The organism is Brucella lupini, from assembly GCF_002252535.1.
GTDB classification, from domain to species: Bacteria; Pseudomonadota; Alphaproteobacteria; order Rhizobiales; family Rhizobiaceae; genus Brucella; species Brucella anthropi.
On the sequence record NZ_NNRN01000059.1, the window covers coordinates 1 to 10,143 of the forward strand.

Consider the following 10,143-nt stretch of genomic DNA (forward strand, 5'->3'; position numbering starts at 1 on the left):
GTCGTCGACCTCGTGTTCGAACACTGGGAACTGTCGCGCGAGAACATGGAAATGTTCATCGCACCCCAAGCACTCAAGGCGGACGCACTGGTCGAAACGCCGACGCAATCGATGGAGTCATCATCATGAAATTCGAAGGCATCTACACCCCGGCGATCACGCCGCTCAGCCCCGACGGGCAGATTGACCGCGAGGGGTTTGCGGCTGTGTTGGAGTCGCTGATCGAGGCCAAGGTGCATGGCATCATCGTCGGCGGCTCGACCGGCGAATATTATGCTCAGAGCGCCCAGGAACGCTTCGAACTCGCTGCTTACGCCAGGGATGTGATCGGCACGCGTCTCGCTCTCGTCATCGGCACCGGTGCGACACGGACCGAAGATTCCGTCGAATATGCCAAGGCTGCGAAGGAAATCGGTGCTGACGCAATCCTCGTCTCGTCGCCGCCCTATGCGCTGCCGACGGAAAAGGAGAACGCGGTCCATGCGCTGACGATCGACCGCGCCGCCAACCTGCCGATCATGCTCTACAATTATCCGGCCCGCATGGGGATCACCATGCGCGAGGACTATTTCTCCCGCGTGGGCCGGTCCAAGAACGTCGTGGCGATCAAGGAGAGCTCCGGCGAAATGGCCAACGTCCATCTCCTGGCGCGCAAGTTCCCCCATATCGGCTTGTCCTGTGGGTGGGACGACCAGGCGCTGGAATTTTTTGCCTGGGGTGCCAGAAGCTGGGTCTGCGCCGGTTCCAACTTCCTGCCGCGCGAACATGTCGCCCTCTATGAGGCCTGTGTTCTCGAAAGGAACTTCGACAAGGGCCGGGCCATCATGACGGCGATGCTGCCGCTGATGGACTTTCTCGAATGCGGCAAGTTCGTCCAGTCGATTAAGCATGGATGCGAGATCATCGGCCTGAAGACAGGTTCGGTGCGCGCGCCGCTGCGCCCGCTCAATTCCGAAGAAAAAAGAACCCTTGAAACCGTTGTCGCGACTTTGAAGCGCACGGTTGCCCAGATCACGTCGGGAGCCAACAATGCATGAACCCTTGAGCGCGGCCGAATACAAGGCGATCGCCACCAATCTTCACCTGCCGACCAACGCCTTCATCGATGGCGCATTCCGTCCGGCAAAGTCCGGCAAGACGTTCACGACGACGAACCCTGCAACCGGCGAAACGCTGACCGAGATCGCGGCCTGCGACGCTGGTGATGTCGACGACGCGGTTGCAAACGCGAAAAGGGCGTTCGATGACGGTCGCTGGCGTTTGCTGCCTCCCGGCGACCGGAAGGTCGCTCTCCTCAAACTCGCAAAGCTCTTGGAGGAAAACCGCCACGAGCTGGCCGTCATGGAAAGCATCGACAGCGGCAAGCCGGTGCGCGAATGCCAGACGGTCGATGTGCCGGACACGATCCACACGATCCGCTTCCATGCCGAGCTTATCGACAAGCTCTACGACAACACCAACCCGGTCGGGCCGAATGCCCTTGCCATGGTGGTGCGCGAGCCGATCGGCGTGGTCGGCTGCGTGCTGCCCTGGAACTTCCCGCTGCTGATGCTCGCCTGGAAGATCGGCCCGGCACTCGCCTCGGGTTGCTCTGTCATCGTCAAGCCGGCGCAGGAAACCACGCTCACCACTCTTCGCGTCGCGGAACTGGCTCTCGAGGCCGGTATCCCCGCGGGCGTCTTTAATGTCGTCACCGGCAGCGGCAAGGATGTCGGCGAGCCGATCGGGCTGCACATGGATGTCGACATGGTCGCGTTCACCGGCTCGACACCAACCGGACGTCGCTTCGTGCGTTATGCCGCCGATTCCAACCTCAAAAAGGTCGTCCTGGAATGCGGTGGCAAGAACCCGGCCGTCGTCCTTGATGATGCCGAAGACCTCGACCTCGTGGCCGAGCAGGTCGTCAACGGCGCGTTCTGGAACATGGGCGAGAATTGTTCGGCCACGTCGCGGCTGATCGTCGACAGCAAGATCAAGGACGCGCTGCTCGAACGGATCGGCGCCTATCTGCGCGAATGGAAGACCGGCGACCCGCTGGATCCGGAAAACCGCATCGGCGCTCTGGTCAGCAAGGCGCATTTCGACAAGGTCAAATCCTTCCTCGACGACGTGAAGACGGAGAAGCTGACGCTCACCTATGGCGGCACGACGCTGAGTGGCGTCTTCATCGAACCCACCGTCGTCGGTGGCGTCACACCGGCAAGCCGCCTTTTCCAGGAAGAAATCTTCGGACCGATCCTGTCGGTGACCACTTTTGAAACGCTGGCGGAAGCGGTGAAGCTCGCCAACGACACTAATTATGGCCTCACCGCCTCGGTCTATACCGGCAGCCTGCGCAAGGCGATCAAGCTGTCGCGGGAAATCCGGGCCGGCCTGGTGACTGTCAACTGCTTTGGCGAGGGCGACGCTTCGACACCGTTCGGCGGCTACAAGGAATCGGGTTTCGGCGGTCGCGACAAGTCGATCTTCGCCCACGACAATTACTGCGAACTGAAGACGATCTGGATCGATATCTCCGAGCGCTCCGTGGACGAGACAATCCGATGATCACGAAGTCCGTCAAGCGCTTGCCTTTTGAAAATGGCGTGTCGGGCTGGGAGGCGATCAGCAAGCGACCGCTCCCGGTCCGGAGCCTCGAAGGCAACGTGACCGCGGACTGGCTGGTGATCGGCGCGGGCTTTGCGGGACTGTCCGCGGCCCGCCGGCTGAAAGAGCGTCGTCCGCAGGACAAGGTCGTCATTCTGGAGGCGAGTGAACTGGGGAAAGGCACGTCGGGACGAAACTCGGGCTTCATGATCGATGTCCCGCACAACCTCACCTCCAGCGAATATTCAAGCGGCAGTGCTGATGCCACGCAGATGGAGATGGCGCAGAACCGCTCCGCGATCGCCTTTGCGACGCAAGCCGCCTGTGAATACGGGATGTCCCGCGAGACGTTCGATCCCGCCGGCAAGATCAATGCCGCCGCGACCGCGCGCGGCATGAAACTGAACATGACATTCGGGCAGTCGTTGAAGGGTGCGGGCGAGAAGTATGTGTTTCTCGACGCTCGCGTGATGCGCGACATCACCGGGTCGGACTATTATCTGGGCGGGCTCTACACGCCCGGCGCGGTTCTCATCCAGCCGGCCGACTATATCCGAAGCTTCGCCGCCGGCCTGTCGGAGAACGTCGATGTATACGAGCGCAGCCCCGTAACATCGTTGAAGCGCGAGGGCGGAACCTGGACCGCCACTTCATTGCGCGGAACGGTCACGGCGCCCAGGGTCATCCTCGCGGTCAACGGCCATATCCAGGATTTCGGTCACTTCGGCGGCAGGCTGATGCACATCTTCGCCTACGCTTCGATGACGGCCCCGTTTGATGCTGCTGGCCGAGGCGAGGAAAGATCAGGCCGCGACAAGTGGGCGCTTCTTCCCGCCGACGCGATGGGCGCGACGGTGCGCAAGATCACGACCGGCGGACAGTCGCGAATCGTGATCCGGACAAAATACACCTACGAGACAACGGTGGATGTCAGTGAACGGCGCATGACGAAGATGGCGGGCGAGCATCGCCGCTCCTTCGACGCCCGGTTTCCACGCCTTGCCGGTTTGCCGTTCGAATACAGCTGGGCCGGCCGGCTCTGCCTCAGCCGCAACCACGTCCCGGCTTTTGGTGAGATCGAAGAGGGCCTCTATTCGGCCTGCTGCGAAAATGGCCTTGGCACGGTCAAGAGTACGCTCGCCGGCATGATGGCGGCTGACCTCGCGACCGGCTCGGCCTCCCGACAGCTTGATGAATACATGGATCATGCCCAGCCCTTGCGGCTGCCGCCGGAGCCGTTCGCATGGCTCGGCATCAATTCCGTGATCCGGTTGCAGGAATTGCGTGCAGGCCGCGAGGGATGATCCCCCGCCGCGCAATGTGGAGACTGAGCCAAGTGCTGGGCTTCAACGATAATGGGAACGAAAACTAGGAGCGAAAAATGAAGACTCTATGGAAAGCAATCTGCGCAGCGGCGATGGTCGGGATAACCGTGATGTCGGCGCATGCCGAAGAAAAGACCATCACCATCGGCACGATGTCGTGGGAAGACCTCACACCGATCACAGGCATTACGAAGAAGGTGCTCGAAGATTCCGGCTACACCGTGAAGGTCGTGCCGTTCTCCGAATGGGGCATTGCCTACGCCGCTCTCAGCAAGGGCGACGTCCAGATCCTCGCCTCGCAGACGGACTATGTCGCGCAGGATTACTGGGACAAGAACAAGAAGCGTCTCGAAAAGATTTCCCCGGTCTCGCACGGCCTGTTCCAGGGCGTCGCGGTTCCGAAATACGTCACCATCGATTCCATGGACCAGCTGAACGACAACGCCGACAAGTTCGGCGGCAAGATCGTCGGTATCGAGCCGGGATCGGGCCTGATGCGCGACACCAGCAGCTCCGTGAAGGCATACGATCTCAAGCTGCAGCTCGTCGAAGGCAGCACCGCCGCGATGACCGCCGCGCTGAAGTCCGCCACAGATCGCAAGGAATGGATTGCCGTGACGATCTGGGAGCCGTCCTGGATGATGCAGAAATACGACGTCAAGTTCCTGGCAGATCCGAAGGGTGTCTTCCCGCCGCCGCAGAGCTACTACTGGATCGGTCAGAAGGGTTTCTCGGCCGAAAATCCTCACGCCCGTGAGGTCATCGCCAGCGTGTACGTCCCGCTTGCCGATATCACCGCAATCAACAGCGCGGTCAACGACGGCAAGACGATGGACGAGGCGATCAGGGACTGGACCGACAGTCACGCCGATCTTCTGAAGCGCTGGGAAAACATCAAGCCCGAATAACGCAAATGCCGGGCCTTTCGCACTCGCGGTGGCCCGGCTCCAATTCCACGAATGAGAATGCCGGCATCAAACCGGCTCGCGGGGAACGCTATGACCACGTCAATGAATAATGCCAGCGATATCCTGATCGACTGCCAGTCGGTCTGGAAGATATTCGGAGCCAGGGCCAAGGCGGCCGTCGAGGCGGTGAAGACAAAAGGCTTGTCCAAGAAACAGATTCTGACGGACTATGATTGCGTCGTCGGCGTCTCGGATGCCAGTCTTCAGGTCCGCCGTGGCGAGATCTTCTGTATCATGGGACTGTCGGGCAGCGGCAAGTCCACGCTGATCCGGCTGCTCAACAGGCTGATCGAACCCAGCCTTGGGAAGATCCTCGTCAAGGGCAAGGACATCTCCGCCCTGAATGCCGCCGAACTCCGCGACATTCGAGCCCGCAACATCGGCATGGTCTTCCAGAGCGTCGCCCTGCTTCCGCACCGTACCGTTTTGGAGAATGCCGCCTTCGGCCTTGAGGTCCGCGGCGTCGGCAAGGAAGAACGATACAAGACCGCCCGCGCTGCACTGGACAAGGTCGGCCTTTCCGACTGGACGGCGCGCTATCCATCCGAATTGTCGGGCGGCATGCAGCAGCGCGTCGGCCTTGCCCGTGCCTTAGCCGCCGATCCCGAGATCATCCTGATGGATGAACCGTTCAGCGCGCTCGACCCTCTGATCCGACGCCAGCTTCAGGACGAATTCCGCCAACTGACCAAGTCGCTTGGAAAATCGGCGGTGTTCATCACCCACGACCTTGAGGAAGCCATCCGCATCGGCGACCGCATCGCCATCATGAAGGACGGGGTCATCGTCCAGGTCGGCAATGCCGAGGAGATCGTGACCAAGCCTGCGGACGACTACGTCGCCGAATTCGTTGCCGGCATTTCCCGGATCCATCTCGTCAAGGCGCACTCCGTCATGATGCCGGTTGCCGAATACACGCGCAGCCACCCGAATGTCGACACCGGCTCGCTGCTGCGCACCACGCCCGAAGCTGATATCGGCGCCCTGATCGAGTTGACCATGCAATCGAGCCGCGACGCCGTCGCTGTCGTCGAGGGTGGCAAGGTGGTTGGCATCGTCACGACGCGCGGCCTGCTCTGTGGCGTCGCCGGCCGTCCCGCCACCGTGCCCGTAGCGGCATAGATCGGTGATGGTCATGGACACGTCCGTTATCACTGACAGCTTCGACGAGAAGATTGACGACGCGCTGAACTGGATCAGCGACAATGCCTCGTGGCTGTTCGACAGCATCCGGGCCGTTCTGGAGGGCACTTATGACGGCGTCCTCTGGCTCGTGCAGCTTCCACCCTTCTATGTGATTGCCCTCGTCGCGGCGGCACTGGGATGGCGGTTGATCAACGTGCCGGCCGGGCTTCTGGCAGGCGTCGCCCTGCTCGGATGCGCGGTGATGGGGCTGTGGGCCGAGACCATGAGCACACTGGCCCTGGTGATCACGGCCACGTTCATGGCGCTGGTCATCGGTATTCCGCTCGGCGTCGTGGCCGGCTTCGTCAAATCCTTCGACAGGTTCGTCGAACCGATCCTCGATCTCATCCAGACCCTTCCGCCCTACATCTACCTCCTGCCTGCGATCGCGTTGATGGGATACGGACCGGCCACGGCTCTCCTCGCCACCGTCATCGTTGCCATGCCTCCGGTGATCCGCCTGACATCGCTCGGCATCCGCAGGACCCCGCGCGAGTTCCTCGAACTCGGTCAGGCGAGCGGCCTGACGCCGTGGCAGATGTTTTCCAAGATCAGGCTGCCCTTCGCGATCCCGAGCGTCATGGCGGGGATCAACCAGAGCCTGATGATGGCGTTCGGCATGGTCGTTATTGCCGGCATCGTCGGTTCCGGCGGCTTGGGCGAAACAATCTACAGCGCGGTCAGAACACTCGACATCGCCACATCGATCAACGCCGCCATCGCCATCGTCATCCTCACAATGGTGATCGACCGACTGACCCAGAGTGCTGCGCGCCGCGCCAATGGAGGCAAGTGATGGACCTTGACCTTGTTCGCTTCTCCCCCGGCGCGTACCTCGCCCCGGTTGTCGATTGGCTGAACGCCAATTTCCATCCCTTCTTTGATATGGTGACGAAGGTGATCGAAGCCGTGCTGGGCGGCCTTGAAGCGACCCTGCTTTACCTGCCCTTTTACGCGGTCATCCTCATTGCCGTGGCCTTTGCTGCCGTCGTTGTGAATGTTCGCGTCGCGGTGACCAGTGCGATCGCGCTGACCTTCTGCTTTCTTGCGGGCCTGTGGGAAGCATCAATGCAGACGCTGGCGCTGGTAACGGTGTCCGTCTGCATCTCGGTGCTGATCGCCTTTCCGCTCGGCATCCTGGCCTCCCGCTATCGCATGTTCGCGGCGGCCATCCGTCCCGTGCTCGACATCATGCAGACGGTCCCGCCGTGGGTCTATCTCATCCCCGCCGTGATGATCTTCACCCTCGGGAGGGTGCCTGCCATCATCGCCACGATCGTTTACGGCGTGCCGCCGATGCTGCGATTGACGACGCTCGCCTTCAGCCAGGTTCCGAAGGACCTGCTGGAACTCGGACAGGCTATGGGCGCCTCGCCCCGCGCCGTCCTGTTCAAGATCGAAATCCCCGCAGCGACGCCAACACTTCTCGTGGGGCTCAATCAGTGCATTCTCCTATCACTCGCCATCGTCGTTCTCGCAGGTCTTGTCGGTGCTGGCGGGCTAGGAGCCGAGGTCACACGCGGACTGACACGAATGGAAATGGGATTGGGCTTGCGAGCCGGACTTGCCATCGTGGCGGTCGCGATCTTCCTCGACAGGTTGTCACGCGGCGCGCTGCAGGGCCGTCGGTTTCCTGTGGTTGGCAACTGAGAGGACTATAAAGGATCCATCATGCGGCGCAGTTTCTTCTGTATCGATAGCCATACATGCGGCAATCCCGTTCGTCTCGTCGCCGGCGGCGGACCGCTTCTCCCGCATCTTCCGATCGCCGAGCGCCGGGACCTGTTCGTCCGAGACCATGACTGGGTCCGGCAGGCTCTCATGTTCGAGCCGCGCGGCCATGACATCATGTCGGGCGCGATCATCTACCCAGCCTACCGCGAGGATTGCGACTTTGCGGTGATTTTCATCGAGGTTAGCGGATGTCTGCCGATGTGTGGCGCCGGCACGATCGGGCTGGTCACGGCCGCCATCGAAGAAGGACTTGTTACGCCACGAGTGCCCGGACAGCTCTCGATAGAGACGCCTGCGGGAAAAGTTGACATCCAGTACGACAAGCAGGACGAGTTCGTGGAATCGGTCCGTATGTTCAACGTCGCGAGTTACCTCCATGAAGCGGATCTGGAGGTTCATGTGCCGGGTCTTGGCAGGCTTGTCGTCGATATCTCCTATGGTGGAAACTATTACGCAGTGGTCGAGCCGCAGGAGAATTGGAAAGGGCTCGATGGCATGTCGGCAAGCGACGTCGTCGACCTCAGCGGCCAGCTTCGCGACGCCCTCGCACCGATCTGCGATCCGGTCCATCCCGAAGACGAGAGAATTAGCGGCGTCCATCACGCGCTGTGGTGCGACAGTCCGACGAACGACGGCGCTGATGGGCGCGGGGCGGTGTTTTACGGAGACAAAGCCATCGACCGCTCCCCAGGCGGAACCGGCACGTCGGCGCGAATGGCCCAGCTTCACGGCAAGGGCCGCTTGAATGTCGGTGAATCCTTCCGCCAGGAAAGCCTGATCGGCACGGTCTTCGAAGGACGTATCGAGGAAGAGACTGACGTCGGTCCCTTCCATGGGATCAAGCCGAGCGTCGAGGGCTGGGCACGCATCATCGGTCACAATACGATCTTCGTAGACGATCGGGATCCTTTGGCGCACGGTTTCCAGATCAAATGAAGGCAGCACGCGGTGGAGCTGACATGAAATCGTTGGAGCCAGGTGCGCCTGGCGAGCGGCTGAAGATCGGCTTTGTGCTCGCAAAATCATTCACGCTCTCCGCGTTCGCCCTTTTTGTCGATACGCTGCGGCTGGCGAGTGACGAATTTGACAGGTCGGGCCGTGTGCTTGCCGATTGGGAGGTCCTCGGCAGCACGCGGCATCTGATAACGTCAAGTTGCGGCGTTAAGGTCGCACCAACATCGGACTTCGTCGACCCCAGCCGGTTCCAGTATATCGTCGTGGTCGGCGGCCTGCTCAACAACGGCTCCCCCGTCGATCAGGAAACGATCGACTTCCTGAAGAAGGCATCGACAAGGAACGTCAAGCTGATCGGTGTCTGCACCGGCTCCTTCATCCTTGCTGAAATCGGCTTGATGAAGGAACACCGGACATGCGTCAGTTGGTTGCATTACAATGCGTTTCGCGAGCGCTTCCCCGACCATCAAGTCCGGTCTGATCGGATCTTCAACCTCGACCGGACAAGGGGGTCCTGCGCCGGCGGCAGCAGCGCAGCCGACATGGCGGCCTTGATCGTCCGGCGTCACATCAGCAAGGAAGCCGAGCGCAATGCGCTCGAGGTTCTCCACATTGAAAAGGCCCGAACCTCCCTTGCCATCCAGACCCGCAGGCCGCTCTCCATCGAGTGCGAGGATCCAAGGGTCAGGGCGGTGCTGATCATGATGGAACAGCATATCGAGGGGCGGCTGCCGATCGAGGAACTCGCCGCATCGGTCGGGCTCTCGAGGCGACAACTCGAGCGCCTGTTCATGGGCGAAACCAAAAGCTCCCCTGCCCTCGTCTACCGGCGAGTACGGATGGAGCGCGCCAAGCAACTGTTGACCAAGACAAAGGCGTCCATGCTCGAGGTCGCTCTCGAGGTCGGCTTCGAGAGCGCGTCCCATTTTTCGCGCGCCTTCTCTCAGACATTCGGAAAAAGCCCCACGAAACTACGCGCCACAGATTCGACCCCATCAAGCGTGTGATAACGCGTGGTGGTGTTTGCCTGTGGGGGGCAGAGACGGCAATCAGGATATCGAACGCGGCAAGACGCTCGTCATCGTCAACCAGGCGACGAGTGCGACGGACAGCCAGGGCATGGTGACGACCTTCTTCGAGCTCAACGGCCAGCCGCGCCGTATCAAGGGTGCGCCGATGCCGGGTGTCATCAGCCGCGTCTTCGTCTCGCCCGGCCAGGCCGTGAATGCCGGCGACGTGCTCGTCTCGATCGAGGCGATGAAGATGGAAACGGCGCTGCGTGCTGAAAAGGACAGCCCGATTTCCGAGGTGCTGGTACGGGCCGGCGGCCAGATCGGCGCCAAGGAACTGCTCTTGGTGTACGGCGCTTGAACGTCAAATGTCGACTGACG

The 10,143-nt window shown here is 61.3% G+C and carries 9 protein-coding genes and 2 pseudogenes; all 11 read left to right on the forward strand.

Features of this window, described 5'->3' with window-relative positions:
• A pseudogene (locus CES86_RS22770) lies at positions 1-129 on the forward strand (GntR family transcriptional regulator); the annotation flags it as partial.
• Entirely contained in the window at positions 126-1,037 is a 912-nt protein-coding gene (locus CES86_RS22775) for a dihydrodipicolinate synthase family protein (protein ID WP_052821165.1), read from the forward strand. The pseudogene CES86_RS22770 and the gene CES86_RS22775, both read left to right, overlap by 4 nt.
• Complete coding sequence (locus CES86_RS22780) at positions 1,030-2,547, forward strand: aldehyde dehydrogenase (RefSeq protein ID WP_094515514.1); 1,518 nt, start codon at positions 1,030-1,032, stop codon at positions 2,545-2,547. Before CES86_RS22775 ends, CES86_RS22780 begins: the two co-directional genes overlap by 8 nt.
• Positions 2,544-3,890 (forward strand): NAD(P)/FAD-dependent oxidoreductase, encoded by a 1,347-nt coding sequence (locus CES86_RS22785; RefSeq protein ID WP_052821166.1) that lies wholly within the window; start codon positions 2,544-2,546, stop codon positions 3,888-3,890. The genes CES86_RS22780 and CES86_RS22785 overlap by 4 nt, the downstream gene beginning before the upstream one ends.
• Before the next feature lie 77 nt (positions 3,891-3,967).
• Positions 3,968-4,819: a glycine betaine ABC transporter substrate-binding protein gene (locus CES86_RS22790; RefSeq protein WP_052821167.1), complete on the forward strand. Its 852-nt coding sequence runs from the start codon at positions 3,968-3,970 to the stop codon at positions 4,817-4,819.
• Positions 4,820-4,909: 90 nt separating this feature from the next.
• Positions 4,910-6,001, forward strand: coding sequence for a quaternary amine ABC transporter ATP-binding protein (locus tag CES86_RS22795; protein WP_035243753.1), 1,092 nt, complete (start codon positions 4,910-4,912; stop codon positions 5,999-6,001).
• Between the two features lie 13 nt (positions 6,002-6,014).
• A complete protein-coding gene (locus CES86_RS22800; protein WP_035243850.1) occupies positions 6,015-6,860 on the forward strand; it encodes an ABC transporter permease in 846 nt (281 codons plus the stop codon).
• Positions 6,860-7,714: an ABC transporter permease gene (locus CES86_RS22805; RefSeq protein WP_052821168.1), complete on the forward strand. Its 855-nt coding sequence runs from the start codon at positions 6,860-6,862 to the stop codon at positions 7,712-7,714. Before CES86_RS22800 ends, CES86_RS22805 begins: the two co-directional genes overlap by 1 nt.
• A gap of 21 nt (positions 7,715-7,735) precedes the next feature.
• Positions 7,736-8,734, forward strand: coding sequence for a 4-hydroxyproline epimerase (locus CES86_RS22810; RefSeq protein ID WP_052821169.1), 999 nt, complete (start codon positions 7,736-7,738; stop codon positions 8,732-8,734).
• A gap of 23 nt (positions 8,735-8,757) precedes the next feature.
• Positions 8,758-9,759, forward strand: coding sequence for a GlxA family transcriptional regulator (locus tag CES86_RS22815; protein WP_052821180.1), 1,002 nt, complete (start codon positions 8,758-8,760; stop codon positions 9,757-9,759).
• Between the two features lie 25 nt (positions 9,760-9,784).
• Positions 9,785-10,123, forward strand: a pseudogene (locus CES86_RS22820) (biotin/lipoyl-containing protein); the annotation flags it as partial.
• Positions 10,124-10,143 lie beyond the last annotated feature (20 nt).

What these genes read in the sequence shown, in the direction of transcription:
- CES86_RS22790 (WP_052821167.1), top strand. Translation starts at nt 3,968, where the DNA reads ATGAAGACTCTATGGAAAGCAATCTGCGCAGCGGCGATGGTCGGGATA.
- CES86_RS22780 (WP_094515514.1), top strand. Translation starts at nt 1,030, where the DNA reads ATGCATGAACCCTTGAGCGCGGCCGAATACAAGGCGATCGCCACCAAT.
- CES86_RS22805 (WP_052821168.1), top strand. Translation starts at nt 6,860, where the DNA reads ATGGACCTTGACCTTGTTCGCTTCTCCCCCGGCGCGTACCTCGCCCCG.
- CES86_RS22815 (WP_052821180.1), top strand. Translation starts at nt 8,758, where the DNA reads ATGAAATCGTTGGAGCCAGGTGCGCCTGGCGAGCGGCTGAAGATCGGC.
- CES86_RS22775 (WP_052821165.1), top strand. Translation starts at nt 126, where the DNA reads ATGAAATTCGAAGGCATCTACACCCCGGCGATCACGCCGCTCAGCCCC.
- CES86_RS22800 (WP_035243850.1), top strand. Translation starts at nt 6,015, where the DNA reads ATGGACACGTCCGTTATCACTGACAGCTTCGACGAGAAGATTGACGAC.
- CES86_RS22810 (WP_052821169.1), top strand. Translation starts at nt 7,736, where the DNA reads ATGCGGCGCAGTTTCTTCTGTATCGATAGCCATACATGCGGCAATCCC.
- CES86_RS22795 (WP_035243753.1), top strand. Translation starts at nt 4,910, where the DNA reads ATGACCACGTCAATGAATAATGCCAGCGATATCCTGATCGACTGCCAG.
- CES86_RS22785 (WP_052821166.1), top strand. Translation starts at nt 2,544, where the DNA reads ATGATCACGAAGTCCGTCAAGCGCTTGCCTTTTGAAAATGGCGTGTCG.